Source organism: Nocardia sp. NBC_00565 (genome assembly GCF_036345915.1).
GTDB lineage: Bacteria > Actinomycetota > Actinomycetes > Mycobacteriales > Mycobacteriaceae > Nocardia.
The window spans coordinates 7,125,622-7,152,223 of the sequence record NZ_CP107785.1; the positions used below are offsets into that span (position 1 = coordinate 7,125,622).

The following is a 26,602-nucleotide window of genomic DNA, read 5'->3' on the forward strand; positions in this document are numbered from 1 at the left end:
CCGTCGACTGACCGTTTTCCACGGAACCTGCTAGCGGCCTGGCGTATTCAAAGACCGGCTCTTCGAATTGGCGGGCGGAGGCGGCCCCGTCGACTGACCGTTTTCCACGGAACCCTGTGGCGGCCTTTGCGTCAGGCGTCCACAAGGGGCGAGGCTGGCTAGTGATCCGGGCTCAGGCGAGGACTTTGCGGAGGAATTGTTCGACTTCGGCGCGATAGCGCTCGGGTTGGTCGTCGTGGACCAGGTGGCCGGAGTTCGGGACGCGAATGTAGGTGGCATCGGGGTGAACGACGGCCATCTGCCGCATCTGCCCCTCCGGGGTGACCGTGAATTCGCCTTCGATCAGCAGGACGGGTGCTCGAACCGCGCGCCACTGCGGCCAGAAATCGCGGGTGCCCCACTCCTCGGAGATATCGCGGAAGGTCGAGACCGAACCGTGCAGGCGGTAGCCGTCGGGGCCGTGGTCGAAGGAGTTGAGGAAGTAGCGTCCGGCCACCAGCCCGAAGTAATCCAGGACGGCGCGCTCGTCCGGAAACGGTTGCGGCCAGGCCTCGATCATGGCCGCCCAGTTCGCGGCGGTGCGACCGCGGAAGTCGGGGGCGATGTCCTCCACCACCAGCGCGCGCACCCGCTCCGGATATTGCGCGGCGAACACCCAGCCGTGCAGCCCGCCCATCGAATGCCCGATCACGACCATGGGTTCGGTGATTTCGGCGGTGGCCGCGGCGAGGTCGTCGATGAAGGCCTCGGTGGTCAGCTCCGCGGGCGCGGGACGGCCGTGACCCGCGGCATCGAAGGTGTAGACATGACCGAACTCGCGCAGCCACTCCAGCTGATCACGCCAGGTGCGGGCGCTGCCCATCAGTCCGTGCAGCAGCAGGATCGGGCCCCCTGCTCCGCCTTCGTCGTACACAGTGACATTTTGCCGTGCCTGCGGCACGGCGTGTTCGCGGCCCCCTGATGTCTCGCGTCCGACCCTTTCGAGCGACCTGCAAGCAGTCGCAAGCGGTGCCGTCGAGACTCGCGCCTGCGGCGCATGCGCTTCGACGGCTCGGCTGAGTTCGATGGCCGCGCCTCCGGCGCGGACGCGAGACGGGCCGCGAACGGTCGCTCGTAAGACTCGCTCCGTAGTGGGCAAGTCATCGGCGAACGTATTGTCGGACGCATGGCTGTTGTGAAGATCAATGCGATCGAGGTTCCGGAGGGCGCAGGCCCCGAGTTGGAGAAGCGGTTCGCCCACCGCGCGCACGCGGTCGAGGGCTCGCCCGGGTTTCTCGGCTTCCAGTTGCTGCGGCCGGTGGCCGGGGAGAACCGGTACTTCGTTGTGACCCAGTGGGATTCGGAGGAATCGTTCGCGGCGTGGCGGGACGGGCCCGCGCGGGAAGCGCATGCGGGCGAGCGGCAGAAGCCGGTTTCGACCGGGGCCTCGCTGCTCGAGTTCGAGGTCGTGCTGGACGTCGCCGGCAAATCCGCTTCCTGAACAGACGCGGCAGCCGACTCGCCCACCCTGCGGTGGGCGAGTCGGCTGCCGATTCTTCGAGCGACCAGCGAGCAGCCACCGGCGGTGTTGACGCGGATGCCGACAGCTGTCACAGTTCGAATGACAAACGTGAAGGTGATGCGGTAATTCGGTGATACTCCGAAGCGGTCGCGCCACTGTGTTCCTGCACCGAGTCCTTGGTGCCGGAAAGCCAGACACCGGCACCTTCGCACCGACCAACTGACGGGACGCGCATCCCTAGGAGGACTCGAATGGCCATCGCGCATTCACCGAGTCGGGCAACCGATTCGCTCGGCACGCTGCTCGTCGCAGTAGGCGTCGTTCTTCTGGCACTGCTCACGCTGTACCTGGTCGGGTTCGACCAGGGCGTCATCTCGCGCAGCGGGATGTACCTGCACGAGTTGATGCACGACGGACGTCACCTGCTGGGTGTTCCGTGTCACTGAATTCACCCGTGCCGCCTACTCCCCTGGGCGGATCGCTCAAGACTCTGCTGTTGCGCGGCCTGCTGGCCGGCCTGATCGCCGGTCTGCTGGCCGCGACAGTGGGCTATTTCGTCGGCGAACCCAAGATCGATGCCGCCATTTCCATCGAAGAGGCCAATACCGCGAAGGCGGAGTCCGCCGAGCATTCGAGCGCCGGACATTCGCACGGCGATGAGGAAGCGCCGCTGGTCAGCAGGTCCGGGCAGAAGGCAGGACAATTCCTGGCGCTCGGACTCGCCGGGCTCGCACTCGGTGCCATCTTCGCTTCGGTCGCCCACTTCGCGCGCAGGTACACCACGTTGTCCGGGCCGAAGCTGGCACTCGGGCTGGCGCTGGCCGGTTGGACCGCGATCGTCGCGGTGCCGTTCTTCAAATACCCGGCCAATCCACCTGCCGTGGGTGAACCCGACACCATCAACGAGCGCACCTTGCTGTGGCTGGCAGCGGTGTTGCTCGGGCTCGCGGCCGTCGGCATCGGGGTATTCATCTACAAACTGCTTGCCACACAGCTCGATACGGTCCGGCTGATCGCTGGTGTCGCGGCGTTCGTGCTCGTCGTGGTGCTCGGCTACATCCTGCTGCCCGGCATCAACGAGGTGAAGGAAGACTTCCCGGCCGTGCTGCTGTGGCAGTTCCGCGCGACCTCGCTCGGCGAGACGGCCACGCTGTGGGCATCCCTGGGCATCGGATTCGCGGCGCTCACCGAATTCGCCACGCGCGGTAGCACTCCGGTACGAGAGCCGGTCACTACCGCAGGCTGATCCGGAGTTCGTACTGCGGGAGGCAGTGTCGGTTCCATGACCGGCACTGCCTTTTCCGTCGCACCACACACCAACCGCCCGCCGCGCGCGGTTTCGGTGGCATTCATCGGCCTCGTCGTCGCCCTGCTGTGCGGCGTCGGTGAGGCGATCACCTACACCGCCGTTCAGTTGGACCGGCCGAACGCCGATATCGGCTCTCTCGCCACAGGTCTGGCCATCCGCGGCACCATCTACCTGGTGGTACTTGCGGTGGCCTGCCAAATGGCGCGCGGCGCCCGCTGGGCCCGCATCGTCCTCACCTTCGGCATCGGCGTAATCGGCCTGGCGTCACTGATCATCGAACCACTGGCAGCCACGTTGTCCGCCAGGGAATTCAGCGACCTCTTCGACGACCTCACCCCGTCCGCAGTGATCACCGGAGCCTTCCGCACCGCCCACATCCTGGCGGTACTGGTTGCCATCCCCGCAATGTACCGCCCGAGCGCCCGCCGATACTTCCGCTCGCACCGCGCCTGATGCTGCCGCTTGGTTTCGGGCGTTTGCAGGAGTTGAGAGTGGCGGTTTCGAGTGCTACCGGGTGCGCGAGCGGTGAGGATCGTATGACCACTGGGCCCCTCGCACACGGTGGGTGTGCGAGGGGCCGGGAAGTCAGGCGAGGGCGGCGTCGAGGGTGATGTTGTCGACTCCGGCGAGGGCCTTGCTGACGGGGCAGCCCGCCTTGGCGGCAGCCGCGGCGGCCGCGAAGCCGTCGGCGTCCAAGCCGGAGACCCTGCCGCGGACGGTGAGTTTGATGGCGCTGATGCGGAAGCCACCGTCGGGGTCGGGGCCGAGGGTTACGTCGGCGGTCACGTCCAGGCTCTCCGGGGTCGCGCCCGCGTTGCCGATCTGGGCGGAGAGGGCCATCGCGAAGCAGGAGGAGTGGGCCGCGGCGATCAGTTCCTCGGGGCTGGTGGTGCCGTCGGCATCGTCGGCGGCACGCTTGGGGAACGAGACGTCATACTTACCGACACCGGAGCTGGCCAGCTCGACCTGGCCGGAGCCGTCCTGCAGGCCGCCGGTCCAAGCAGTGCGCGCGGTACGTGTGGGCATCACAGTCCTTTCGATGATGTTCGAATCACGATTCGTAGTCGAACCTACCGCCGCCCGGTGCACAACGGAGTCCGAAGCCGCGATCGCGCAGAGCCCTGTGCGAACGAATCCAACACTGCGGTACGAACGACCGCGCTGAAACTCCATTCCGCATCACCACGTCATCCCGAACGCCCGACTCCAACATGTTCCGGTTGCTGGTCGAGTTCACCCGCGCGACCGAGTCGGTGTGGCTGGATCCGACTCGGCCGCGCATTGTCTTCGGGTTCGCCGCTGGCCCGGCTGAGCTCGATTCACGTGTGTCGCTATCGATCCGTTGCCGCGGGTGCGGCGGGCAGGCGCTGCCGCGAATACGGCGGCCGGTTACCGCTGTTCGAGGGGGGTTCCGGTGCGCTGATCGAGCTGTTCGAGCACCATGGGCCAGGCCTGGGAGTGGCGGTCGCGGGAGGGTTCGTCGGCGAACCCCGCGTGCGCCAGGCTGAGTCGGGTGCCGTAGTCGGTCGGGGCGAAATGGACTGTCACCGTGGTCTCCGCGCCGTCGGTGCCGCCCGTTCCGGTCACCCAGGTCAGCTCGACCAACTGGTCCGGGTTCAGGCGCAGGAAACGTCCGTAGTGTGGGCTGCGCATGCCCTGGTAGTCGGTTTCGAAGAAGAACGGCTCGTTCACCGCGGGACGCATGAGCACCGAGCCGGGAGCCGCGAACCAGTGGTCGAACTGCTCGGTCCAGGCCCGGTACAGCACCGGCGCCGATGCGACCATCATGCGCTCGACTTCGAGCCCATAGGGCCGCGACGACAGATCTGGTACCCGCACTGGTTCGACCATATTTCGGACTGTACCGCGCATACTCACTCCGGATTGGTGACGCGCGCCAGCACGATGCCGCCGAGTATCAGCGACAGCGACAGCAGCCGACCCGCACTCATCGGATCCTTGTTGACTACGATGCCGAGGCCGATGGCGCCGACCGCGCCGATACCGGTGAAGATCGCGTAGGCGGTGCCGACCGGCAGCGTCTGCATCGCCCGCGACAGCAGGTACACCGAGACCGCGCCGAGCACGAAGCAGATGACGGTGGGGATGAGACGGGTGAAGTTCTCCGTCGGCTTGATGCTCTGCGACCAGATGATCTCCACCAGCCCGGCGAGGCCGAGGACGATCCAATTCATCTAAGTACTCCGATCATGTCGCTAGCGGATCATTTCGAGCGACCTGCAAGCAGTCGCTAGCGGTGGGCCAGCCTACGGACGGATTCCATTGCGGCGGAGTAGGACTCGTCGTGCTTGCCGCGCAGCTGCGCGAGCGCCGGGTCCTGCCTGGCATTGGCGAGTTCCACATTGACGAAAACGGTGTCGGTGACGGCGAAGTTGCCCGCGAAGAAGTCCCGCAGGTAGCGCTCCTGGTAGTCGAAGGCGGCCTTGGGCGCACCGGGCGAGTACGCCCCACCGCGCGCGGTGACGACAACGAATCGCCTGTCTCCCAGGGACATTCGCGGAAAAGTCACCTGATCGAGCCAGGCCTTGAGCGCGGCCGGAATCGAATAGTTGTACATCGGGGTACCGATCAGGATCACCTCGGCGGCCAGCACCTCGGCCAGCAGTGGCCGCACGATCGCCCAAGCGGCGGCTTGTTCAGGGGTGCGGACCAGTTCGGCGAGGCGGCTCAGGTCGGTCGTCGGCTGCGCGAGTGCGGCGTCACACAGTTCGGTCCACGCCTCGTCGATGAAGGGCACCGGCTGGGCCGCCAGATCGCGGTAGATGTAGCCGCCCGCCGGATTCTCGGCGCGCCACGCCTCGCCGAATTCGGCACTCAGTTCCCGGCTGATGGAACGGCTCCGGGCGCTGGCATCCAGGTGCAACAACGTGCTCATGATCGGCCTCTTCTGATAGCGACAGCAGGTCTCGCATAAGTGGACATTACGTCCACTTGTCGATGAGATCGACTCTAGCGACAACCGGACACAATGTCCATTTACCTCGGAAATCGAGTACAGTCGGGACCATGAACAGCGATATGGACCTGCTCAGCGGGCATTCGACGGCGGAATCCGCGGCGCCGGCCGAGCGCGCTGACGCGGCCCGCAACCGGGCCAAGGTGCTCGCCGCGGCCGCCGAACTGTTCGCTACCCGGGATCCGCGCACCGTCACGATGGACGACATCGCCAAGGCGGCGGGGGTCGGGCGCGGCACGCTGTATCGCCGCTATCCGGATAAGAATTCGATCGCCGTCGCACTACTGGACGAACACGAACGCGCCCTGCAGGAGAAGTTGCTGCGCGGTGCGCCGCCGCTCGGCCCCGGCGCCGCACCCGCCGAGCGGCTGGCCGCTTTCTACGCCGCGATGGTCGAATTGCTGGACGGGCACGCGGATCTGGTGCTCGGCGCGGAGACCGGCGGTGCGCGGTTCGCGACCGGCGCGTACGGATTCTGGTATCTGCACGTGCGATCGCTACTGGTGGCCGCGGATGTCGAGGAGCCGGACGCGATGGTCGATCCGTTGCTCGCACCGCTGGCCGCCGAGGTCTACCAGCAGCAGCGCGAACGGGGACTCACCTCCGCACAGATCACGGCGGCCCTGACCGGGATGGCCCGTGCCGTACTGCGATGAGCGAACGCAAGAGCACCGAAACCGCTGACGAACTGTTGTCCACCAACGGTTTCGGTGTCCCGGGTGTCAGACGATATCGCGCCGCCGCACCAGCCACATCGTGGCCGCCACGAAGAGCGCGACGTAGGCCACCAGCGCGATGAGCGACTGTGTCCGCGACAAGATGTCCAGCACCCCCGGCGTCGATGGCCCCTCCACCGTCCGCATCGCCCCGGCCATCGAGCCCGCCGCGGTGCCGGGCAGATGATCGGTGATCACCTTGATCGGACTGAAGATCGCCGCCACGCCGCGCAACAGGTTCTCCACCACCAGCACCCAGACCAGACCGAGGCCGACGGCCAGTGCCGGACCGCGGGCGATCGCCCCGATCAGCGCACCCGCCAGCGTCCACATTCCGAGAATCGCTGTGCCGGTGATGATTCCGTTCGCCGCCTGGCCCAATCCCGGCAATGCGAGAGACTGCGATTGCGTGGTCGCGATGATCGAGGCGACGCCGATATCGGCCACGAACGCGACGCCCACCAGCGCGACAACCGTGAGCGCCAGGCTGATCAGCGCACCGCTGATCGCAGTGGTCCGCGACGGCCCCTGGGTGAGCACGGTTTTCCAAGTGCCCCAGCCATATCCGCTGCCGATGGTCAGCGCGCCGAGAATGAGCATCAGCGCACCACCGAACATCGCCATGCCCTGAGTGAATACCTCCGGCACCGCCGCAGGCAGCATCTGGTGCAGCAGAACGTCTTTCGGCAAACCATTGGACATCGTCTTCATATCGCCCGAGGAGTAGGCGAGGTAATTGAAGAGGTAGGAGAACGTCAGATTCAACAGAATCCAGGTTCCGAGAATGATCCAGAACGCCGGCCACTTACGCAGTCGCAGCATTTCCGCTTTCGTGCTCGCCATCAGGTCTTTCATTGTCTGCCCGTTCATTTCACCGGCTCCAGTTGGGTCATTTCGAAGAACACTTCTTCCAGGGACTTCTCATCGGTCCGCAGTTCCAGCAGATCCGCGCCGGATTCGACGACCGCGCGGGCGACCATCGGGGCGGTGGCCGCACCGGCCTCGATCCGAATACCGCCCGCGGTCAACATCGCCGAACGCTCGCCGACCACGCGGCGCACTGCGGGGAATGCCACCTCCAGCGGTTCGGCCCGGAGCAAAAGCGAAGAGGCGCCGCGCAATTCGGCGACAGTGGATTCGGTCAGCAGCTTGCCACCGGAAATAACGCCGACGCGATCGCAGATCTCCTGCACCTCGCTCAGCATGTGGCTGGACAGCAATACCGTATGGCCATCACTGGCGAGAGTCGTGATGAGCTCACGCATTTCGGCCATGCCCTGCGGGTCGAGGCCGTTGGTCGGCTCGTCCAGGATCAGCAGATCGGGATGGCCGAGCAGGGCCGCGCCGACACCTAGGCGCTGCTTCATGCCAAGGGAATAAGTGCGGAACTTGTCGTCGGCGCGGTTGGCGAGGCCGACACGATCGAGCGCCTCCTCGACGTCGGCGCGGTCGAGGCCGCGGTACTTCGCGAGTACCCGCAGGTTGTCGCGGCCGGAGAGGTAGGGGTAGAAGCCCGGCCCCTCGATGAGGACACCGATGCGGCGCACTACCGCCGGATCGCCCGGGGTATGCCCCAGCACGGTGGCGGTGCCGGCACTGGGCCGGATCAACCCGACCAGCATGCGCAGCGTGGTCGTCTTGCCCGCTCCGTTCGGACCGAGGAAGCCGTAGATCTCGCCGCGCGCGACGTTCATGTGCACGCCCTCGACGGCGGTGTGGGTGCCGTAGCGTTTGGTCAGCCCTGCGGTGACCACGATGGAATCTGTCATGCACCGAGAATCCGCCCCGACCAGGGCTGACACATCCGTCGCGCGGCGACGTTCGACATACGCACACAGGACTACGTGCATCGACTTCCACACATACGTAGCGCGGCGGACGTCTGGCGGCGTTGCGGCTAATAGGCTGCATGTGTGACAGCGCCAGGGGAATCGAAACGTGGCCCGGTCGTTCAGGACTGGGTCCTCGCGTTCGTCGTCGGGGTGATCCAGGTCGCCGGGGGGCGCGGCGCCAATCTGAGCCAGACCGGAGTGCACTCGCTCGACGTGTTCGGCTACGTGCTGTTGCTGGTCGGTCCGATGGCGTTGCCGCTACGCCGCCCGTACCCGCTGCCGGTCCTGCTCGTGACGATCACGTCCTGCGCGGTGTACCTGCTGCGCGGCTACGGCTACGGCCCGATCTTCGTATCGCTGGTGATCGCCTTCCTCACCGCCGCGATCGTCGGATCACGCTGGTGGACCTATCCACTCGCGCCGATCGGCTATCTCGCACTGGTCTGGCCACTGCCGACCATGATCGGGCACCCGGCCGACCCACGGCTCGCATTCGGCATGATCGCCTGGCTCGGTGTGCTCGTCGCGATCGCCGAGGGCATCCGCCAGCGCAAGGCGGCACTGGTGGCGCGCAGGCAGCGGGCCGAGGCGGCACGCCGCGACGAGGAGGCACAGCGCGAGCGGCGGGCCAGCGAGGAGCGGCTCGCGATAGCGCGCGAGTTGCACGACGTGCTGGCGCATAGCCTTTCGCTGATCAACGTGCAGTCCTCGGTGGCGCTCGAGCTCTTCGACAAAAAGCCGGAACAGGCCGAATCCGCGCTTGCCGCGATCAAATCGGCGAGCAAGGACGCGCTGGCCGAAGTGCATACGCTGCTGCACGCGATCCGCAGCGGCAGCCCGACGCCCGTCGCGCCGGACGAGCCGGCCGTTGACGCCGAGCGCACCCCCGAATCCACCACCGACCGCCGAGATTCCGAACGGACCCAAGACAATTCGGTAGTCGCCGAGGCACCGCCGCGACCCGCCGCCCCGCGGAGCCCGGCGCCGAGCATCGAGGATCTGGACGCACTGCTCCAGCGCGCCCGCGCGGCCGGCCTCACCGTCGACACCCGCGTCATCGGCACCGCACACAAACTGCCCAGCGTCGTCGATGTGGCGGCGGCGCGCATCATCCAGGAGTCGCTGACCAACGTGGTGCGCCACGCGCCCGGCGCCCCCGCCGCGGTGACCGTGCGCTACGCCGCGGACTCGGTCGAGATCACCATCGACAACGCCCGCAGCCCCGGGACACAATCGAAGTCCGGACCGGGCGGCGGCAATGGCATCCTCGGCATGCGCGAGCGCGCGCACGCCCTCGGCGGCCAGCTCATCGCGGGTCCGCGGCCCAGCGGCGGGTTCCGGGTGGTGGCTCGGCTACCGTCCCAGGTGGGGGCTCAGGAGGAGGCCAGATGAATACAGGATCGCAAGGCGATTCGATGCGGGGTGGCGGCCGGGAGACGGGCGGGCTCCGAGTATTGGTTGCCGACGATCAAGCCTTGGTGCGCGGCGGGTTCGTCGCGCTGCTCGACGCACAGGACGGCATCGAAGTGGTCGGCGAGGCCGATAATGGCGAGCAGGCCGTCCGGATGACCCGCAGCCTGACCCCCGATGTGGTCCTGATGGATATCAGAATGCCGGTCCTGGACGGCCTGGCCGCCACCAGGATGATCGCCGAGGATCCGAAACTCGCCGAGGTCAAGGTGGTCGTCCTGACCACCTTCGAACTGGACGAATACGTCTTCGAGGCAATGCGCGCCGGCGCGACGGGTTTCCTGGTCAAACACACCGAACCAGCCGACCTCGTGCGCGCCATCCGGGTGGTCGCCGCGGGCGACGCGCTGCTCTCCCCCGGCGTCACCCGCCGCCTCATCGCCGAATTCTCCGCCCACGCCAAACAACCCCCGCCCGCCGCGTTCACCGAACTCACCGACCGCGAACGCGAGGTGATGGCCCTCGTCGCCGAGGGCCTCACCAACGCCGAAATCGGCGAACGCCTCTTCATGAGCCCCGCCACCGCCCGCACCCACGTCAGCCGCATCCTGATGAAACTCGACGCCCGCGACCGCACCCAGTTGGTCGTGATGGCCTACGAATCCGGCCTGGTCCGCCCCGGCTGGCAGTAGCACTCGAGCACGCGGCAAGTCTGCTCGCGCGGTGATTCGGTCGGCGCTCGTCACACCTCGCAACCTCGTGCGAGAACCTAGGTAGTGAGCCTGCGGCCACGGCAAGCGGCCATACGCACGCACCGGCAATAATTCAGAAAACGATGTTGGGTGAGCCGCGTCACCGAGTAGCAAATATCGAGTAGACGGCATTCGCTGCACCCATCACCTACGCATGCAGGCGTAGGGCGAATATCGTCGAGAGGCCGATGCCCGGAAAGGCTCACAACGAGCATGGTTGGGGCATGAACATTTTCACACAGCCCGCGGCCATGACCTTCGGAATCGTCATCACACCGCGTTCGGGCGCCGAATGGGCCCGTGCGGCACAGGATGCCGAGCAGCAGGGCTATCGGACGATCCTGCTTCCGGACACACTGAACACGCCATCGCCGTTCCCGGCGCTGGCGGCCGCGGCGGCGGTCACCACCATGGTGCGGGTGCGGCCGAACGTGCTGGCCGCTCCGCTGCGCAATCCGGCCGTCACCGTGCGGGAAACCGCTGCGCTGCAACTGCTTTCGGATGGACGATTCGAGCTCGGCATCGGGTCGGGGCGTCCCGATGCGAGTTCGGAGGCCGAACGGCTAGGGATGCCATGGGGTTCGGCGGCGCAGCGTCGCGAACAGCTGATAGCCACCGTACAAGCCGTTCGCGCACAGGTCGATCCGGTACCACCGGTCGTCGTTGCCGCCAACGGACCCCGAATGCTCGCCGTCGCAGCGGGTTTCGCCGATCGCATCCTGCTGGCGGCCGGACCCGAGGCCACCGAGACCGACCTTGCCGAAATGGTGCGGGTGGTGCGGGACAACACCGATCGCGATGTGCGCTTCACCCATCAGCTGGTCGGCATCGGTGACGAGCTGCCGTGCTGGCTGAGCAAGCGACTCGGCCTCACCGCGGACGGACTGCGGGCGGCCGGATCGGCGGGTGTGCTGGACGCCGATCCGATGGTTGTCGCCGAGGTGCTGGAATATCGCCGGGAGAAGTACGGGATCGATGAACTGATCGTCCCCGGCGAACTGGCCCGCGCCTTCGCCCCGGCACTGGCCCGGTTCACGAACCCGCCTGCCTGATCCGGAAACGAGAAATGCCGCGGTCGCGCCCCTCGCGACCGCGACATTCCGGTTGGAAGAACTACTTCCCGTCCGGATTGGCCGCCTTCCGCTCGGCATCGGTGAATCCATCCACAGCCTGTCCCGGCGCGGCCATGCTGCGCCGCGCCGAATATGCCGCGGCCGAAGCGAATACACCGGCGGCACCCGCGGGTGTCGCGCCATAGGTGAGCGAACGGCGTGGGTCGAAGCCCAGTGCGGAACCTACGGCCACAGCATCCATATTCGCGCCGAGGAATACGAAGTCCCAGGAGTAACTCTCCTGCTGCTGGGTGATCAGCGCCTTCACCGCCGGATGCGTCCACTCCCGACTGGAATTCTCATGCCCGTCGGTGAGCACCACGACGATCACCGTGCCGGGCCGCTCGTGCTCGGGACGCGCGGCGAGTTCGCTGCCGACGTCGGTGACGAGCCGCCCCACCGCGTCATACAGCGCCGTGCCGCCGCGCGGCTGCAGGCTCAGCGGCGGCACCGCACCGATCGGCCGATTCGCGTAGACCAGTTCGTACTCGGTATCGAACTGAGCCAACGTCACCAGCGTCGTCTTCGGCACCTTGCGCTGTTCCTCGACGTAGGCGTCGAAGCCGCCCTCGGTATCGGATTTGATCGATTGCATGGACCCCGAGCGATCCAGCAATACGGCAATCAGCGTCAGATCTGAATTCGTCACCTAGCACCCCCGTGTCGGAAATTCGATGAACGCTCCCCACGGTACGCCGCTGCTCACACCGCGGGCACGAACGAAAAATGCCGCCCACCGGAAATTGGTGGGCGGCATTTTCGAGCCGTGAGACTTACTCGCCGGCGGCCTCGGCCACGGTGCCTTCACCCGCACCCGTGAGCACGACCTCGGGCTTCTCGTCCGTCGCGGGCTCCTTGGTCAGCTTCGCCTTAGCGGTGAAGGTGAACTTGGCGTCCTCGCCGGAGCCCTCGCCGTCCCAGCCCTCGACATCGACCACGATGGTCTGACCCGCACCGATTTCGCCGAAGAGGATCTTCTCCGACAACTGGTCCTCGATCTCGCGCTGGATGGTCCGACGCAGCGGCCGAGCACCGAGCACCGGATCGAAGCCGCGCTTGGCCAGCAGCGCCTTGCCCTGCGGGGCGAGCTCGATCTCCATGTCCTTGTTCTTCAACTGCTTGGCGACGCGGCCGATCATCAGATCCACCATCTCCACGATCTGATCCGTGGTGAGCTGGTGGAAGACGATGACATCGTCGATACGGTTGAGGAACTCGGGCCGGAAGTGCTTCTTCAGCTCGTCGTTGACCTTGAGCTTCATCCGCTCGTAGTTCGAGCCCTCGGCATTGCTCTGGGTGAAGCCCAGACCAACGGCCTTGGAGATATCCGAGGTGCCCAGGTTCGAGGTGAAGATCAGCACGGTGTTCTTGAAGTCGACCGTACGACCCTGGCCGTCGGTGAGACGACCGTCCTCGAGGACCTGCAACAGGGTGTTGTAGATCTCCTGGTGTGCCTTTTCGATCTCGTCGAACAAAACGACCGAGAACGGCTTGCGGCGCACCTTTTCGGTGAGCTGGCCGCCCTCTTCGTAGCCCACGTACCCGGGAGGGGCACCGAAGAGCCGCGATGCGGTGAAGCGGTCGTGGAACTCGCCCATATCGATCTGGATGAGCGCGTCGTCGTCGCCGAACAGGAAGTTCGCCAGCGCCTTGGACAGCTCGGTCTTACCGACACCGGACGGACCGGCGAAGATGAACGAGCCCGACGGACGCTTCGGATCCTTCAGACCGGCACGAGTACGGCGGATCGCCTTGGAGACCGCCCTGACGGCATCCTCCTGGCCGATGATCCGCTTGTGGATCTCGTCCTCCATACGGAGCAGACGGGTGGTCTCCTCCTCGGTGAGCTTGAAGACGGGGATACCGGTCCAGTTGGCCAGCACCTCCGCGATCTGCTCGTCGTCGACCTCGGCCACGACGTCGAGATCACCGGAGCGCCATTGCTTTTCGCGCTCGGCCCGCTTGGCGACCAGCTGCTTTTCCTTATCGCGCAGTCGCGCCGCCTTCTCGAAGTCCTGCGCGTCGATCGCGCTTTCCTTCTCCCGGCGCGCATCGGCGATCTTGTCGTCGAATTCGCGCAGGTCCGGCGGAGCGGTCATGCGACGGATGCGCATGCGCGCACCGGCCTCGTCGATAAGGTCGATCGCCTTGTCCGGCAGGAACCGGTCGTTGATGTAGCGATCGGCCAGCGTCGCCGCGGCCACCAGCGCGCCATCGGTGATGGAGACCCGGTGGTGCGCCTCGTAGCGGTCGCGCAGACCCTTGAGGATGTTGATGGTGTGCTCGACCGTCGGCTCGCCGACCTGCACCGGCTGGAACCGGCGCTCGAGTGCGGCGTCCTTCTCGATGTACTTGCGGTACTCGTCGAGGGTGGTCGCACCGATGGTCTGCAGCTCGCCACGGGCCAGCTTCGGCTTCAGGATCGAGGCCGCGTCGATCGCGCCCTCGGCGGCACCGGCACCGACGAGTGTGTGCAGCTCGTCGATGAACAGGATGATGTCGCCGCGGGTGTTGATCTCCTTGAGCACCTTCTTCAGGCGCTCTTCGAAGTCACCGCGGTAGCGGCTGCCCGCGACCAGGGAACCCAGGTCGAGGGTGTAGAGCTGCTTATCCTTCAGCGTCTCCGGGACCTCGCCGTTGACGATGGCCTGGGCCAGGCCCTCGACCACCGCTGTCTTACCGACACCGGGCTCGCCGATGAGGACCGGGTTGTTCTTGGTGCGGCGGCTCAACACCTGCATGACGCGCTCGATTTCCTTCGAGCGGCCGATGACCGGGTCGAGCTTGCCTTCGAGGGCGGCCTGGGTCAGATTGCGGCCGAACTGGTCGAGCACCAGCGAGGTGGACGGAGTCCCGGCCTCGCCGCGTGAACCGGATTCGACCGGCTCTTTGCCCTGGTATCCGGACAAAAGCTGGATGACCTGCTGGCGCACCCGGTTGAGATCGGCACCCAGCTTCACCAGCACCTGCGCCGCGACACCCTCACCTTCACGGATCAGGCCGAGCAGGATGTGCTCGGTGCCGATGTAGTTGTGGCCGAGCTGCAGCGCCTCGCGCAGACTCAGTTCCAGCACCTTCTTGGCACGCGGGGTGAACGGGATGTGACCGGACGGGGCCTGCTGGCCCTGGCCGATGATCTCCTCCACCTGGCTGCGCACACCCTCCAGCGAAATACCAAGGGACTCCAGCGACTTCGCCGCTACGCCCTCGCCCTCGTGGATCAACCCAAGCAGGATGTGCTCGGTGCCGATGTAGTTGTGGTTGAGCATCCGGGCCTCTTCTTGGGCCAGGACAACGACACGCCTCGCGCGGTCGGTGAACCTCTCGAACATCGCTCCCTCACTCTCCTGCTCCGACATTCTGGCGTCCGACGCTTCTGTGGCGTCAGCCTGCCATGAAGCCCGGGGGTTGCGGCCCCGACCTCCACTCTAGTTGGCAGGGGATTACGCCGCCTCCAGTCCACCCTATTGGGGACCGGCGACAGCACGGTCATTCACTCATAACGTGCTCGTTGCGGGATACGTTTCCGCTCAGGTTTTGCCCTGAGCGAAATCGCCGCTCAGCGCTTCCCAACCATGGTGTTACCCGGTGAACGGCGGCACGAACTCGCACGGCACCGCACGCGCGTGCGCCGGATCGAGGGCATTCAGGACGAAGCGAGCGGTGCGCGGACTGCCCGCGATGGCCAGATGTTCGGAGAAGTCCGACGCGCAGCCGTCCTGTACGACAATGTTGGTCGCGTTCGGTCCGGTGACGAAACCCGAGCTGTAGGGGACGACGATCTCGTCGAGACCGGCCATGATGTTGGTGTAGGTGATGCCGGGGACGTAGACGCCGTCGCTGTTGAGGTCTTTCAGGAACGCGGAATCGCGCAACAACTCGGTACAGGCCTGGCACAGCGAACCGACCGCAGCCTGGAAGAAGGGCCCGGCCCCGAGGCGATCGGCAAATGCCGCCATGTCCGCACCGCCGCCCGCGTTGGAGCCCTGCCAGGCCGGTGCGATCGATACATATTTATCGATCTTGTCCGCGCCGCCGAGGCGCTTCGCGTAATAGTTCGGCATGACCGTGCCCTGCGAATGCCCGACCACATCCACCTTGTTCGCACCGGTCGCCGCCAGCACCTGATCCACGAACGCGCCGAACTGCACCGCGCTCTGCTCGATCGGCAGCATGCCGCCCACCGCGGAGATCGGCCACGGCAGGTCGTAGGCGCCGTAGGTCAGTGAGAAGACGCAGTAACCCTCGTTGGCCAGCAACGGTGCGTAGAGGCCCCAATTGGTCTGCGCACCACCACCGGTGCCGTGCGCCAGCACAACCGGATCGGGATGCTCGGCACTCGGCTTACACGACCAGTCATTCGAGCCCGGCAGCGAACCACCATGGTTGATCAGCTCATTCGGAATCCCCGCGAAGAAGTTGTAGTCGACCGGATACTCGGCCCGCGCCGGCCCCGCCGCACCGACCCACAGCGCGGCGAGCACGCCGATGACGAGCGCGACCCCTGGAACACCCCGCATGGCGACCTCCAAAATCTGGAACGTGTTCCAGAACGTAGCGCAACTTATGGCCGCCATGGAGGTGGTTCGTCGAAGTCCCCGCACGAATCATCGCGACCCGCATTCGAGGCGGCCGCAGGGACGCCGTTTTCGGCGCGTAGATCGGCCTCAGGCGCGTTCTCCCGGTCGTGGCGGCATCGTTGCCCACCCCGCCCGTGACGGTCGCCAGAACGACGAAATCGGGCGTCGCGAGAACGATCGCCGACGTATCGGATTCGGAGTTGCTATCCCCAAAAACCGCCGTCGGCGAGTCGATCAGTGATCGACCCGCCGACGGCGGCACAGATAACCCCCTAACCGAGGTAGCGGCCCCCGGTCGCGGGCGAACCATACTGCGCGGTAGCGGGCCGAAATGCGAACTGCTGAGCCATGATCGGCGCCTGGTGCGGCTGACCAGCGGTCGGCGCGCCGAACTGCGCCGCCGGCCGATCCTGCGAAACCTGCTGCGCACCAGCTGAACCCGAGGCCTGCGTGCGACCGTGCTGGATGCCGACCACGAACAGCGCGCCGCACAGCACCAGGAAGGCCAGCGTATGGATGATCGCGCGGATGATATTCCAACGGACCCAAGCGGATTCGAAATCGGCGCGCACCTTGACCAGGTCACCGATCTGCGCCGGATCACCCGCGGCCGCCAGTTGATCGTTCAGCGGCACATTCAATCCGGAGGTCACCGCGAACGCGATCACATTGAGCACCAGGGCGACACCGAGCCAGATCAACGTGGTGCGGTGATCCTTGCCCAAATGCAGTGCGGCCGCGACGACGGTGAAACCGACGGTGCCGAGGAACCCGATCATGAACCACGGGTTGATGATCACCACATTGATCTTCTGCATCACATCGATCATCGTGCGATCACCGGTGCGGTTCAGCGCGGGCATCACCGATATCGCATAAGCGTAGAAAACGCCCGCGATCAGGCCGGTTGCGAGGGTGGCTGCCACCAGCGCGGCGAGTCGTAGCGCGAACATGAATTTCTCCTGCCTCGAAACCCGGACCTGGTCCGATTTATTCGGTCCGGCGATGAGTCAAGTACACCGGTTACCGTCCGGACCATCCATGGTTGAGGCGCTCGGCTACCTAAGCCACCGTCCACAGTTGGCACCAGGGGGTGGACTCACAAGTCCCGATCAGAGATCAGCCCGCTCTGCATGGCCAAACCGGCCAGTCGGACCCTTTTCTGATTCTGCGGCAGATTTTCCACACCGAACTTGGCGAACAGCGCGCGCAGATGGGTCTTGATCGCGTCGACACTGAGGAACAATTCCTCGGCGATCTGCTGATTAGAGGCCGGGGTCGCGAAACCTGCCCCGTTCTTATACGGACGGCACAGTGCGATCAGCACCGAGCGCTGGGTGTCGGTCAGCGAGCGCAGCGTGGGAATCGTGCCGGTCGAGGTTCGAGTCGCGTCATCGGCCACACCACCGAAATCGTGGAACGACACCAGCGAGGTGCCGACCCGGATCCGATCGCCCGCCATCAGCCTGCGCCGGCCGACGAGTCGCTCGCCGTTGACGAAAGTGCCGTTGCGGGAAAGGCCGTCATCGACGATGGTCCAGTGTGCGCCGAGGTATTCGATCGCGGCATGCAGGCGCGAGACCTCCGCGTCCCAGCGCAACGCCACATCGGCGTGCGGGGAACGCCCGATGGTGACGCGCTCCTGGTCCGCGGTGAGCATGAACTCCTGCTGACGGCCCTCGTCATCGGTGAACCGCAACAACGATCCGACGAAACCAGTCACCGCGCCGATACCTCATCTCTCCATACCGCCAGTGACACCCTTCGCACAGTTCCATGGTGCCGCTTCCTGGTACCGCGAGCAAGATCAGTCAACGAGATCCCCGACCCCCGGCCTTCCTCATATCGAAGGCGTATCGCAAACGAGCCGCCGCCCGGGCGTCGCACGATTCGCCCGGGCGGCAGCCCAATAAAAAAAGAACTCAGCCCTTCGCGGCCTTGTTGTACGCGTCGGTGATGTCGGCGGAGATACGACCCCGCGCGGAGACCTTGTGTCCATTCCGGCGCGCCCAGTCGCGAATTGCGGCGCTTTGTTCACGATCGATCGAGACCCGGCTCTTCGGGCTCGTAGCAGCCGCACCGACCGCGGCCTTGACCCGGCGTCGGCCACTCACGCGCCGAGCACTCGAAACCCACTGTTCCAGTCCGTCGCGCAGCTGTGCAGCATTTGCCGACGACAGGTCGATCTCGTACGACACACCGTCGATCGCAAACTCAATGGTCTCGTCCGCGATGGACTCACCATCGACATCGTCGATCAGGCTAACGGTGACCTTCTTTGCCATGAGATGAACGTCCTCTCGAAATCGTGCGACCCGCATACTAGGCCGATTACCCGACGTAAGAATACCCCGAATTCCGAAAATTCCAACCCGAGCCTCTGATGTGCAATCCGATCGTCAGCGCGTGACTGGACGCACAATTGGGAACAGTATCGTTTCCCGGATTCCCAAACCCGTCAGTGCCATCAACAACCGATCGATTCCCATACCCGTACCCGTTGTCGGCGGCATGCCGTGCTCCATCGCGGCGAGGAAGTCCTCATCGAGCACCATCGCCTCGTCATCACCCTGTGCGGCCAGCCGCGCCTGATCGACGAACCGCTCGCGTTGGATCACCGGATCGACCAACTCCGAATAGCCAGTTGCCAACTCGAAGCCGCGCACATAGAGGTCCCACTTCTCGGTAACTCCGGGCTTGCTGCGATGCTGTCTGGTCAGCGGTGATGTCTCGACCGGGAAGTCGCGGACGAAAGTCGGCGCGTAGAGCTTGTCACCGTACTGGTGCTCCCACAGTTCTTCGACCAGTTTGCCGTGGCCATAGCCCTTGTCCTCGGGAATTTCGAGACCGACCCGATCTGCCAGCGCGCGTAATTCCTCGATCGAAGTTTCCGGAGTCACCGAGACGCCGAGTGCATCGGACAGCGAAGGGTACATCTCGACCGTTGCCCACTCGCCCCGGAGATCGTATTCGGTGCCATCGGCAAGGGTCACCACCTGCGTGCCGAACACCTCCTCGGCAACTTCCTGCACCAATTCCCGAACCATCCGCGCGGAGTCATCGTAGGTGCCGTATGCCTGATACGTTTCCAGCATTGCGAACTCCGGCGAATGCGTGGAGTCGGCGCCCTCGTTGCGGAAGTTCCGGTTGATCTCGAAGACCTGTTCCAGGCCGCCGACCACACATCTCTTGAGGAACAGTTCGGGCGCAATTCGCAGGTAGAGATCCATATCGAGGGCGTTGGAATGGGTACGGAACGGCCGCGCCGCGGCACCGCCGTGCAGCGTCTGCAGCATCGGGGTCTCCACCTCGAGGAAGCCGCGGTGCTCGAGCGCATTGCGCATCGCGCGCACCACCGCGACCCTGGTCCTGGCCATTTCCCTGGCCTCGGGACGCACGATCAGATCGACATAGCGCTGCCGGACCCGCGACTCCTCGTTCATCTCCTTGTGCGCCACCGGCAACGGCCGCAGGGCCTTGGCCGACATCGACCAGGAATCGGCCATGACGCTCAATTCACCGGTCCGCGAAGAGATCACCTCGCCGTGCACGAATACGAAGTCACCGAGGTCGACATCGGCCTTCCAGGCCGCCAGCGCGTCGGCGCCGACACCATTGAGGCTGATCATCGCCTGCAACTTGGTGCCGTCGCCCTCCTGCAGCGTCGCGAAACACAGCTTGCCGGTATTACGCAGGAAAATGACGCGGCCGACGACACCGGCACTCAGACCGGTCCGAGTGTCGGGCTCGAGGTCCGGATAGGCGGTCCGAATTTCGCCGAGAGTATGCGTGCGCGGCACCACCACCGGATACGCGTCACCGCCGTCTGCGATCAGCCGCTCGCGCTTCTCGCGCCGAATCCGCATCTGCTCCGGGACGTCATCCGCTTCGACGGCGGGACGGTTGGATTGCCCCGCGGGAACCGAGCCCGAGGAGCGACCGGACGAGGGCGTGTTCGGGGTGCTCACGACTGCGCCTCGCTGACGCTCGGCTCCGTCGCGAGCATTGCTGCTGTGCTGATGGTTCGCTCGCTTCGCTCACTCACGTCCGACAACACTAGCGGGCACCAAAAACCGTTTTGCGAGCCGCCCGGCCACTGTCCACCAGTAACGAGCCGACATCGGCCCGAACCCGGCAAAACACCCCGCATTCCGGGCTTCGCGCGCACGCCGAATATCGGACGCGTTCCGGCAATCAACCGAAAGCCATTGCACGCCCGTATGTTTCGAGATGGAAGTGGTTCGGCCTAATTACAGTGTGGCGAGCGCCTCGACCTCACGGGCGAAGTGCGGCGCCCGAACTCCGACGGCGAGCAGGCCGGCCGCCTTCAATGCCTGGTAGCCGCCGATCACATCGGTGGCCCGGTGCAGACCGAGTTCCTGCAACGCGGCAGCGGCGAGACTGGAGGTATAGCCCTCCGAGCAGACAACGATCCATTCCACCTCGTGATCGGTGGCCAGCGCCAACCGAGCTGAACTCGACGGATCCAAACGCCATTCCAGGACATTCCGTTCGATCACCAGCGCGCCGGGCAGTGCGCCCTCGCGAGCGCGTTGCGCCTGCGGCCGGATGTCCACCAGAATCGCGCCCCGGTCGATCGCCTTCGGTGTTTCGAAGGCATAGATCCGCTTCAGGCGGGCCCGTGCGTTCTCGAGCATCTGATCGATGGTCAAACGGGTCATTACATATCACCTTCGGGCTGGTCGGTGAGGACGGTTCGGGAGCGCCGCAGTGTGCCGTGTCCGGTGACCTCGTAATAGGACATGGCGGTGAGCGGCGGAGAATAGGCGTGCACGCTGAGCGTCGGATCCAGCGGTCCCGCGGATTCAATGGCGGCGGGCGCACGCATCACGTCGTGCACCCAACCGATCGGGAACGAGGCCTGGTCGCCCGCGGTCAGCGTGCGGCGGCGCAATTCCGTTCCGTTCCAGCGGAATTCCGAGAGCGCGCCACTGAGCACAGTCAGTGCGCCGAGTGATCCGGCGTGGTCGTGCAATTCGGTGGACTTGCCCGGCGTCCAACTGATCAGCCAGACATCGACTTCGTCGTCGGCGAGCAACCGGGTCGCCCAGCGCTCATCGGCGGGCCAAATTCCATTGGCGGGCAACAGATGGTCGTAGCGCCCCGCGAGCACGTCTTCGGCGCCCTCGTCGGTCAGCCGGAGCAGATCGGCGGGACGCAGGCGGGTGGGTAATGCGGAGGAGATCGCACGATCGAGCGGCGGGGTGGCCGACAAGGCGCTACGTGCCGAATTGATGGAAAGAACAGAAGAACGCATGAGCGAATCTCCAGGAGTATGTCGACGGTCGAGGGACTAGGTCAGCCTCGAACGGTCGAGGCAGTCAGCCTCGACAACACTCCTGGGTGCTCACGCGGAAATACATGGACGCGAGTGTAGCAGTGCATAAACCGGCGGCAAAGTGTCCGGCCATCAGCGCGCACCCACGGTAGGCATATCAAGCACCCTTGCGACGCTGATTACGCTCGTAGACCAGGCGTAATCCGGTCAACGTGAGATGCGGCTCATGGTGGTCGATGGTCTCCGATTCCGGCACTATCAGCGGTGCGGTGGCACCGGTCGCGACCACCGCGACATCGTCACCGGCGAAGGTGTCGAATTCATCGCGAATCCGATCGATCAGTCCGTCTACCAAACCGGCGAAGCCGAAAATCGCCCCGGATTGGATGGCCTCCACAGTGTTCTTGCCGACCACCGAACGCGGCCGGGCCAACTCCACCCGGCGCAATGCGGCCCGCTCGATCAGCGCTTCGCTGGAGATCTCCACACCCGGCGCGAGCACTCCACCGAGAAACTCACCCTTCGCCGACACCAGATCAACGGTGGTGGCGGTACCGAAATCCACGACAATCGCGGCCGTGCCGAAACGATGATGTGCGGCAAGGGTGTTCACGATGCGGTCCGCGCCGATTTCCTTGGGATTGTCGACCAGCAGTGGAATACCGGTTCGCACACCGGGTTCCACCACCACATGCGGTACCTGATCCCAATAGCGAGTGAGCATCGATCGGATCTCACGCAGTATCGGCGGCACGGTGGACAGCGCCGAAACTCCGACGATCTGTGCCACGTCTTCGCCGACCAACCCGCGCACCTGCATGGCGAATTCGTCGGCGGTCAGCAGCGGATTGGTATGCATCCGCCAGTGCCGCACCAGCTTCGCGTGATCACCACTGCCCGAGAACAATCCGAGCTCGATGCTGGTATTGCGGACATCGATGGCCAGCAGCATCAGACAGTGGTCAGCGAGCGCGGAGTGACCAGACCGGAACCCGCCGGCGCGTGCGCCGGATCGGAACCGAGATCGATCGGGCGATTGCGCTCGTCGACGAAGACGACCTTCGGCGCGTATTCCGTCAGCTCCCGCTCGTCCATCATGCCGTAGGCGATCAGGATGACCAGATCGCCCGGGTGCACGAGATGGGCGGCGGCGCCGTTGATCCCGATGACACCGGAACCACGCTCACCGGCGATCACGTAGGTCTCCAGGCGGGCGCCGTTGTCGATATCGACGATGCAGACCTGCTCGCCCTCGAGCAGATCGGCGGCGTCGAGCAGATCCTGGTCGACGGTCACCGAACCGACGTAGTGCAGGTCGGCGTGGGTCACCGTGGCGCGGTGGATCTTCGACTTCATCATGGTGCGCAACATCGCTGTCGCCTTTCCTAAATGTTGGCCTGAGCAGGCTGGGAGTCGCTCGCGGCGGCGCGCGAGCCGGGGAGTGTCGGGCCGCTGGCGACTGCTTGCGGGTCGCTCGAAACGACACCGCTAGCGACTGCTTGCAGGTCGCTCGAAACGACACCGCTAGCGACTGCTTGCAGGTCGCTCGAAACGACACCGCCGCCGTCGACCGGCGCGCCGAGTGCGACGGCGGTGTTGTCGATCAGGCGGGTGACGCCGACCTTGGCCGCGACGAGCAGCCGCGCATTGCCGTTCGCGGGGGACGGGCCGAGCGTGGCGGAACGCAATTCGAGGTAATCGACATCGACGCCGGGGGTGGCGTCGAACACCGCGCGCGCCGCAGCGAGCACGGCCTCCGCGCCCAACGCGCCCGCATGCCGACCAGCGGCCAATGCCGCCGACAGGGCCAGCGCCGATTCGCGCTGCGCCGCATCGAGATACCGATTGCGCGACGACAGTGCCAGACCGTCGGGTTCGCGGACCGTCGGCAGCGCAACGATCTTCACGTCCATATTGAGGTCGCGGACCATCTGCCGGATCAGCGTGAGCTGCTGGTAGTCCTTTTCGCCGAAGAACGCCTCGGTCGGGCGCGCGATATTCAGCAGCTTCGCCACCACGGTCAGCATGCCCGCGAAATGCGTCGGCCGACTGGCGCCTTCGAGTTCGGCGCCGATCGGGCCCGGATGCACAGTGGTGCGCGGGCCTTCCGGGTACATATCGGCCGCGCTCGGCGCGAATACCAGCTCGACGCCCTCGTTGCGCAGCAGTTCGACATCGGCGTCGAGGGTGCGCGGATACTTGTCCAGATCCTCGTTCGCACCGAACTGCAAGGGGTTCACGAAGATCGAGACGATGACGACCTGATTCGTCCGCTTGGCCCGGCGCACGATCTCGAGGTGCCCCTCGTGCAGCGCGCCCATCGTCGGCACCAGTCCGACGGTGCGGCCGACGCCGCGCAGCGCCTTGGAGACCGCGGCGATCACCTCGGGATCGTGGTGCACGGTCAACTCACCGCGCCGGTACGCGTTGGACAATGTCGGATCCATTATCGGCCTCCTTCCAGCAGCTCGATCAGAGCCGGATCGGCCTTCGCGCGCTCGGCCGTGCGCAGCGACATGGCGCGGTAGCCCGCGGCCAGGCGGGTATCGACCGCCACCAGCGCCGCCAGATGCGCGGCGACGGCATCCGCGTCCCCGCGCGCCACCGGACCGGTCAGCGCGGCCGGACCGCGGCGCAGTGCGTTGTCGAGCGCGGCCGAGGCCAAGGGCGCGAGCAGACGCTCGGCCAAACCATTGGGCTGATCGTCGATGATCTGCTGGCCGAGCAGGCCGGGGCCGACCAGCGCCGCGCGCAACGCCTCGACCGCATCCAGGATCACCGTGACCAGGTGATTACTGCCGTGCGCGAGCGCGGCGTGATAGAGCTGGCGGTTTTCTTCGCGCACCTTGACCGGCTCGCCACCCATCTCGATCACCAGCGATTGCGCGATGGCGAAACCGATCTCGTCGGCGGCGGTGATGCCGAAGCAGGCATTGCCGAGGCGGGCGACGTCCTCGTCGTGTCCGGTGAAGGTCATGGCCGGATGGATGGCCAGGGGTAGTGCACCGCGCTCGGCCAGCGGGGCGAGCACGCCGACGCCATTCGCGCCGGAGGTGTGCGCGACGATCGTGCCGGGCCGGACCACGCCGGCCGAGGCCAACCCGCGCACCAGTCCGGGCAGTTCGGCATCGGGAACCGCCAGCAGCAACAGTTCACTGCGTGCGGCGATTTGTTCGACGGGCAGGATCTCGGAATCGGGTAGTCGAGTGCGCGCCCGGTGCACGGAGGCATCGGAAATCGCAGCGACGCCGAACACCACATGTCCGGCTCGCTCGAGTGCCACGCCGAGTGCGGAGCCGACGCGTCCCGCCGAGACGATTCCGATCGTCAGACGTGCGGGCGCGGGGTCATAACCCGAAGCAGCGTTGTCAGGGTTGACGCTTCTCGAGGTCAACGTTGTCCTCTCGATGTCGTTCCAGTCCCGGCAAGCGGGTACCAGACGTTCAGTCCGAGGATATCGGGCCACAGTTCGCCGATGCCACGGGGCACCTGCGTGATTTACAACGCACCTCGGGCGTGCCGAAGGTTATCTGCGGCCGTTTTCCTCCGACTGGAGGTTGGCCATGATCTCGGCTACCGAGAGGCGGCGGGAGGAGTTGCCGGAATCGGCGTCGGGGTCGACCCGGCGACGCCGACGGGAGCTGGCGGTGCCGACGGGCGGGACCGAGGTCGTCGGGCGTGGGGCGGGTTCGGGACGCGGGGGCTCCGGTGTCGAGAGATCGATGAATGACGGCTCGGGCGGGGCCAGCGGCGGCGGGGTCTCGTCCAGTGGGGCCAGCCGTGGCGGAACCGGGGACTTATCGGGGTCCTCGGTGAACGCGTCCGCCCAGCCGCCGGACGTCGAGCCGAGCGATTCGGTGTAGTGCCGGTCGTCGATATCGACGTCGGTGATCTCGGCATCGTCGAGATCGTCGAGATCGTCGATGGATACCACGGCGGTCTCCGCGGTCACCGGATCGTCGAAGGGGCTGGCGAACAGCGGGGCCTGCGGATGATCGGCCTCGAAGACCGGGGTGACGGTGCTGTGTGATTGCTGGGATGCGGCATACAACCAACCGTCGGCATTCGCCGAGCTATCGTTGGACGAATTTCCGAATGCGCTCGGCAACTCCTGAATACGGGTCGCATCGGCACGTAGGGCGGGTTGATCCATTGGTAGATCGCCGTCGAAGAGCCGCTGCAGACTCTGCCGGAGCACGGTGAGTTCGGCTCGCAGCGCGGCCATTTCGCCCGCTTCGGCCCCGACTTCCTCGCGCACCCGCGCCTCGACGCCGAGTTCGTATTCCCGCCGCGCGGTGACCTCGCGCTCCAATTGGAGCTCATAGACCGTCTGCAGGTCACGGACCTTGGCCTTATCGATCGTGGCTTCCTTGCGATACCGCGTCGCGGCCAATGCGCCGATAACGGCGGCCCACAGCGCCGCCACCAAGCCGATCCGAACAAACTGCACACTGTCGCTGAAAACCAGGAAAACGCTGGCAACCAGACCGAGCAGAATCAATACGCCGATGAACAATTTTCCCGCGTCGTCCCGCCGTCGACGAGAGGTGCTGCTACGGGAGGGTGAAACCATGCACGCCAGGGTAGCTTGATCAGCCAGCCGCGCCCAGATTACCGTGCAACGATTCCGGACAGATTATTTGCTATGTAGTTGCCGGATCGTCCGAAGGGTCCTCTGGAGCCCGGCAGCAGTACTCCAGCCATAACGCTGCAGCAACCAAAGCCACCCCCGCCAGCATCCCGACGATGGCGCCGGGACTGTCCGCCCCCGCCGCGTTCAAGGTGCCGCGCTGTGGAAAGACCCAGAAAAGGAAGCCCAGCCAGACACCGGCGGCGAGCGAACCGACCTGTGCCGAGGCCTTCGCCAGCGCGACCGCGCGGGCGGCGGTGATCGGATGCAACTGGTGACTGCCATCACCGATCTGATGATCGTTCACCCGCGAGCGGATCACGAATCCGAGCGCCACCTCGATCGCGGCCACCGGATACAGCGAGGCGCCCGCGTAGATCGAGATCGGTGGGAAACTGCCGTAGGCGATGCGAGTGAGCAGCCATGCGATGGCGGCCGCGACGACGACATTCGCGACGAGGTCGAGGATTCGGGTCGGCTTCAG

General features: G+C 65.6%; 30 protein-coding genes. 8 read left to right on the plus strand and 22 right to left on the minus strand.

Annotated features, from left to right (window positions below; translation table 11 throughout):
• Positions 1–172: 172 nt before the first annotated feature.
• The gene (locus OG874_RS32855) at positions 173–913 is read right to left on the minus strand and encodes an alpha/beta fold hydrolase (RefSeq protein ID WP_330250961.1); all 741 of its coding nucleotides are present in this window, start codon (positions 911–913) and stop codon (positions 173–175) included.
• Between the two features lie 252 nt (positions 914–1,165).
• On the opposite strand from OG874_RS32855, the gene mhuD reads away from it, so the two are divergent.
• The 4 genes from mhuD (at position 1,166) to OG874_RS32875 (ending at position 3,263) form a co-directional block, all read left to right on the plus strand.
• A complete protein-coding gene (gene mhuD / locus OG874_RS32860; RefSeq protein WP_330250962.1) occupies positions 1,166–1,480 on the plus strand; it encodes a mycobilin-forming heme oxygenase MhuD in 315 nt (104 codons plus the stop codon).
• A 272-nt stretch (positions 1,481–1,752) separates the two neighbouring features.
• Positions 1,753–1,947, plus strand: a complete 195-nt coding sequence (locus tag OG874_RS32865; protein ID WP_330250963.1) for a CbtB domain-containing protein — start codon at positions 1,753–1,755, stop codon at positions 1,945–1,947.
• Between the two features lie 8 nt (positions 1,948–1,955).
• Positions 1,956–2,747 carry a CbtA family protein gene (locus tag OG874_RS32870; protein WP_330250964.1) on the plus strand — a complete coding sequence of 264 codons (792 nt, stop codon included), beginning with the start codon at positions 1,956–1,958 and terminating at the stop codon, positions 2,745–2,747.
• Between the two features lie 36 nt (positions 2,748–2,783).
• The gene (locus OG874_RS32875; RefSeq protein WP_330250965.1) at positions 2,784–3,263 is read left to right on the plus strand and encodes a hypothetical protein; all 480 of its coding nucleotides are present in this window, start codon (positions 2,784–2,786) and stop codon (positions 3,261–3,263) included.
• 132 nt (positions 3,264–3,395) lie between these two features.
• Here the strand turns inward: OG874_RS32875 and OG874_RS32880 are convergent, their stop codons facing one another.
• The 4 genes from OG874_RS32880 to OG874_RS32895 form a co-directional block, all read right to left on the minus strand.
• Positions 3,396–3,836 (minus strand): OsmC family peroxiredoxin, encoded by a 441-nt coding sequence (locus OG874_RS32880; RefSeq protein ID WP_330250966.1) that lies wholly within the window; start codon positions 3,834–3,836, stop codon positions 3,396–3,398.
• Between the two features lie 363 nt (positions 3,837–4,199).
• On the minus strand, positions 4,200–4,661 hold the full coding sequence (locus OG874_RS32885; RefSeq protein ID WP_330250967.1) for an SRPBCC family protein: 462 nt from the start codon (positions 4,659–4,661) through the stop codon (positions 4,200–4,202).
• Positions 4,662–4,684: 23 nt separating this feature from the next.
• The gene (locus tag OG874_RS32890; RefSeq protein ID WP_330250968.1) at positions 4,685–5,005 is read right to left on the minus strand and encodes a DMT family transporter; all 321 of its coding nucleotides are present in this window, start codon (positions 5,003–5,005) and stop codon (positions 4,685–4,687) included.
• 56 nt (positions 5,006–5,061) lie between these two features.
• Positions 5,062–5,706 (minus strand): FMN-dependent NADH-azoreductase, encoded by a 645-nt coding sequence (locus OG874_RS32895; protein WP_330250969.1) that lies wholly within the window; start codon positions 5,704–5,706, stop codon positions 5,062–5,064.
• 131 nt (positions 5,707–5,837) lie between these two features.
• Between OG874_RS32895 and OG874_RS32900 the strand changes: the two genes are divergently transcribed.
• Positions 5,838–6,443, plus strand: coding sequence for a TetR/AcrR family transcriptional regulator (locus OG874_RS32900; protein ID WP_330250970.1), 606 nt, complete (start codon positions 5,838–5,840; stop codon positions 6,441–6,443).
• A 66-nt stretch (positions 6,444–6,509) separates the two neighbouring features.
• Here OG874_RS32900 and OG874_RS32905 read toward each other — a convergent pair whose 3' ends face one another.
• Together OG874_RS32905 and OG874_RS32910 are read right to left on the minus strand one after the other, a co-directional pair.
• A complete protein-coding gene (locus OG874_RS32905) occupies positions 6,510–7,373 on the minus strand; it encodes an ABC transporter permease (protein WP_330250971.1) in 864 nt (287 codons plus the stop codon).
• Positions 7,370–8,272 carry an ABC transporter ATP-binding protein gene (locus tag OG874_RS32910; protein WP_330250972.1) on the minus strand — a complete coding sequence of 301 codons (903 nt, stop codon included), beginning with the start codon at positions 8,270–8,272 and terminating at the stop codon, positions 7,370–7,372. Before OG874_RS32910 ends, OG874_RS32905 begins: the two co-directional genes overlap by 4 nt.
• Before the next feature lie 144 nt (positions 8,273–8,416).
• Between OG874_RS32910 and OG874_RS32915 the strand changes: the two genes are divergently transcribed.
• From OG874_RS32915 to OG874_RS32925, 3 genes are all read left to right on the plus strand, one after another.
• Positions 8,417–9,727: a sensor histidine kinase gene (locus OG874_RS32915; protein ID WP_330250973.1), complete on the plus strand. Its 1,311-nt coding sequence runs from the start codon at positions 8,417–8,419 to the stop codon at positions 9,725–9,727.
• A complete protein-coding gene (locus tag OG874_RS32920) occupies positions 9,724–10,437 on the plus strand; it encodes a response regulator transcription factor (RefSeq protein ID WP_330250974.1) in 714 nt (237 codons plus the stop codon). Before OG874_RS32915 ends, OG874_RS32920 begins: the two co-directional genes overlap by 4 nt.
• A 284-nt stretch (positions 10,438–10,721) precedes the next feature.
• Complete coding sequence (locus OG874_RS32925) at positions 10,722–11,549, plus strand: LLM class flavin-dependent oxidoreductase (protein ID WP_330250975.1); 828 nt, start codon at positions 10,722–10,724, stop codon at positions 11,547–11,549.
• A gap of 61 nt (positions 11,550–11,610) precedes the next feature.
• Here OG874_RS32925 and OG874_RS32930 read toward each other — a convergent pair whose 3' ends face one another.
• The 15 genes from OG874_RS32930 to OG874_RS33000 form a co-directional block, all read right to left on the minus strand.
• On the minus strand, positions 11,611–12,258 hold the full coding sequence (locus OG874_RS32930; RefSeq protein WP_330250976.1) for a vWA domain-containing protein: 648 nt from the start codon (positions 12,256–12,258) through the stop codon (positions 11,611–11,613).
• 124 nt (positions 12,259–12,382) lie between these two features.
• Complete coding sequence (locus OG874_RS32935) at positions 12,383–14,941, minus strand: ATP-dependent Clp protease ATP-binding subunit (RefSeq protein WP_330250977.1); 2,559 nt, start codon at positions 14,939–14,941, stop codon at positions 12,383–12,385.
• A gap of 249 nt (positions 14,942–15,190) precedes the next feature.
• A complete protein-coding gene (locus OG874_RS32940; protein ID WP_330250978.1) occupies positions 15,191–16,129 on the minus strand; it encodes an esterase/lipase family protein in 939 nt (312 codons plus the stop codon).
• A 332-nt stretch (positions 16,130–16,461) separates the two neighbouring features.
• Positions 16,462–17,142 carry an anthrone oxygenase family protein gene (locus OG874_RS32945; protein ID WP_330250979.1) on the minus strand — a complete coding sequence of 227 codons (681 nt, stop codon included), beginning with the start codon at positions 17,140–17,142 and terminating at the stop codon, positions 16,462–16,464.
• A 146-nt stretch (positions 17,143–17,288) separates the two neighbouring features.
• Positions 17,289–17,849, minus strand: coding sequence for an FHA domain-containing protein (locus OG874_RS32950; RefSeq protein ID WP_330257519.1), 561 nt, complete (start codon positions 17,847–17,849; stop codon positions 17,289–17,291).
• A gap of 262 nt (positions 17,850–18,111) precedes the next feature.
• Positions 18,112–18,474, minus strand: coding sequence for a histone-like nucleoid-structuring protein Lsr2 (locus OG874_RS32955; protein WP_330250980.1), 363 nt, complete (start codon positions 18,472–18,474; stop codon positions 18,112–18,114).
• A gap of 114 nt (positions 18,475–18,588) precedes the next feature.
• Positions 18,589–20,055, minus strand: coding sequence for a lysine--tRNA ligase (lysS, locus tag OG874_RS32960; protein WP_330257520.1), 1,467 nt, complete (start codon positions 20,053–20,055; stop codon positions 18,589–18,591).
• Positions 20,056–20,439: 384 nt separating this feature from the next.
• Positions 20,440–20,871, minus strand: a complete 432-nt coding sequence (locus tag OG874_RS32965) for a rhodanese-like domain-containing protein (protein ID WP_330250981.1) — start codon at positions 20,869–20,871, stop codon at positions 20,440–20,442.
• Positions 20,871–21,467: a cysteine dioxygenase gene (locus OG874_RS32970; RefSeq protein WP_330250982.1), complete on the minus strand. Its 597-nt coding sequence runs from the start codon at positions 21,465–21,467 to the stop codon at positions 20,871–20,873. Before OG874_RS32970 ends, OG874_RS32965 begins: the two co-directional genes overlap by 1 nt.
• A 178-nt stretch (positions 21,468–21,645) precedes the next feature.
• Complete coding sequence (locus tag OG874_RS32975) at positions 21,646–22,440, minus strand: type III pantothenate kinase (protein WP_330250983.1); 795 nt, start codon at positions 22,438–22,440, stop codon at positions 21,646–21,648.
• Positions 22,440–22,859 (minus strand): aspartate 1-decarboxylase, encoded by a 420-nt coding sequence (panD, locus tag OG874_RS32980; RefSeq protein WP_330250984.1) that lies wholly within the window; start codon positions 22,857–22,859, stop codon positions 22,440–22,442. Before panD ends, OG874_RS32975 begins: the two co-directional genes overlap by 1 nt.
• 14 nt (positions 22,860–22,873) lie before the next feature.
• Positions 22,874–23,935: a pantoate--beta-alanine ligase gene (panC, locus tag OG874_RS32985; protein WP_330250985.1), complete on the minus strand. Its 1,062-nt coding sequence runs from the start codon at positions 23,933–23,935 to the stop codon at positions 22,874–22,876.
• Entirely contained in the window at positions 23,935–24,882 is a 948-nt protein-coding gene (locus tag OG874_RS32990; RefSeq protein WP_330250986.1) for a Rossmann-like and DUF2520 domain-containing protein, read from the minus strand. The genes panC and OG874_RS32990 overlap by 1 nt, the downstream gene beginning before the upstream one ends.
• 132 nt (positions 24,883–25,014) lie before the next feature.
• The gene (locus OG874_RS32995; protein WP_330250987.1) at positions 25,015–26,061 is read right to left on the minus strand and encodes a DUF6779 domain-containing protein; all 1,047 of its coding nucleotides are present in this window, start codon (positions 26,059–26,061) and stop codon (positions 25,015–25,017) included.
• Positions 26,062–26,131: 70 nt separating this feature from the next.
• Positions 26,132–26,602, minus strand: a complete 471-nt coding sequence (locus OG874_RS33000; RefSeq protein WP_330257521.1) for a DUF3180 domain-containing protein — start codon at positions 26,600–26,602, stop codon at positions 26,132–26,134.

Excerpts from the sequence above, each read along its gene's own strand:
- mhuD (WP_330250962.1), top strand. The coding sequence starts at position 1,166 with ATGGCTGTTGTGAAGATCAATGCGATCGAGGTTCCGGAGGGCGCAGGC.
- OG874_RS32865 (WP_330250963.1), top strand. The coding sequence starts at position 1,753 with ATGGCCATCGCGCATTCACCGAGTCGGGCAACCGATTCGCTCGGCACG.
- OG874_RS32875 (WP_330250965.1), top strand. The coding sequence starts at position 2,784 with ATGACCGGCACTGCCTTTTCCGTCGCACCACACACCAACCGCCCGCCG.
- OG874_RS32880 (WP_330250966.1), bottom strand. The coding sequence starts at position 3,836 with ATGCCCACACGTACCGCGCGCACTGCTTGGACCGGCGGCCTGCAGGAC.
- OG874_RS32885 (WP_330250967.1), bottom strand. The coding sequence starts at position 4,661 with ATGGTCGAACCAGTGCGGGTACCAGATCTGTCGTCGCGGCCCTATGGG.
- OG874_RS32890 (WP_330250968.1), bottom strand. The coding sequence starts at position 5,005 with ATGAATTGGATCGTCCTCGGCCTCGCCGGGCTGGTGGAGATCATCTGG.
- OG874_RS32895 (WP_330250969.1), bottom strand. The coding sequence starts at position 5,706 with ATGAGCACGTTGTTGCACCTGGATGCCAGCGCCCGGAGCCGTTCCATC.
- OG874_RS32900 (WP_330250970.1), top strand. The coding sequence starts at position 5,838 with ATGAACAGCGATATGGACCTGCTCAGCGGGCATTCGACGGCGGAATCC.
- OG874_RS32905 (WP_330250971.1), bottom strand. The coding sequence starts at position 7,373 with ATGAACGGGCAGACAATGAAAGACCTGATGGCGAGCACGAAAGCGGAA.
- OG874_RS32910 (WP_330250972.1), bottom strand. The coding sequence starts at position 8,272 with ATGACAGATTCCATCGTGGTCACCGCAGGGCTGACCAAACGCTACGGC.
- OG874_RS32920 (WP_330250974.1), top strand. The coding sequence starts at position 9,724 with ATGAATACAGGATCGCAAGGCGATTCGATGCGGGGTGGCGGCCGGGAG.
- OG874_RS32925 (WP_330250975.1), top strand. The coding sequence starts at position 10,722 with ATGAACATTTTCACACAGCCCGCGGCCATGACCTTCGGAATCGTCATC.
- OG874_RS32935 (WP_330250977.1), bottom strand. The coding sequence starts at position 14,941 with ATGTTCGAGAGGTTCACCGACCGCGCGAGGCGTGTCGTTGTCCTGGCC.
- OG874_RS32940 (WP_330250978.1), bottom strand. The coding sequence starts at position 16,129 with ATGCGGGGTGTTCCAGGGGTCGCGCTCGTCATCGGCGTGCTCGCCGCG.
- OG874_RS32945 (WP_330250979.1), bottom strand. The coding sequence starts at position 17,142 with ATGTTCGCGCTACGACTCGCCGCGCTGGTGGCAGCCACCCTCGCAACC.
- OG874_RS32950 (WP_330257519.1), bottom strand. The coding sequence starts at position 17,849 with ATGCTCACCGCGGACCAGGAGCGCGTCACCATCGGGCGTTCCCCGCAC.
- OG874_RS32955 (WP_330250980.1), bottom strand. The coding sequence starts at position 18,474 with ATGGCAAAGAAGGTCACCGTTAGCCTGATCGACGATGTCGATGGTGAG.
- lysS (WP_330257520.1), bottom strand. The coding sequence starts at position 20,055 with ATGCGGATTCGGCGCGAGAAGCGCGAGCGGCTGATCGCAGACGGCGGT.
- OG874_RS32965 (WP_330250981.1), bottom strand. The coding sequence starts at position 20,871 with ATGACCCGTTTGACCATCGATCAGATGCTCGAGAACGCACGGGCCCGC.
- OG874_RS32970 (WP_330250982.1), bottom strand. The coding sequence starts at position 21,467 with ATGCGTTCTTCTGTTCTTTCCATCAATTCGGCACGTAGCGCCTTGTCG.
- OG874_RS32975 (WP_330250983.1), bottom strand. The coding sequence starts at position 22,440 with ATGCTGCTGGCCATCGATGTCCGCAATACCAGCATCGAGCTCGGATTG.
- panD (WP_330250984.1), bottom strand. The coding sequence starts at position 22,859 with ATGTTGCGCACCATGATGAAGTCGAAGATCCACCGCGCCACGGTGACC.
- panC (WP_330250985.1), bottom strand. The coding sequence starts at position 23,935 with ATGGATCCGACATTGTCCAACGCGTACCGGCGCGGTGAGTTGACCGTG.
- OG874_RS32995 (WP_330250987.1), bottom strand. The coding sequence starts at position 26,061 with ATGGTTTCACCCTCCCGTAGCAGCACCTCTCGTCGACGGCGGGACGAC.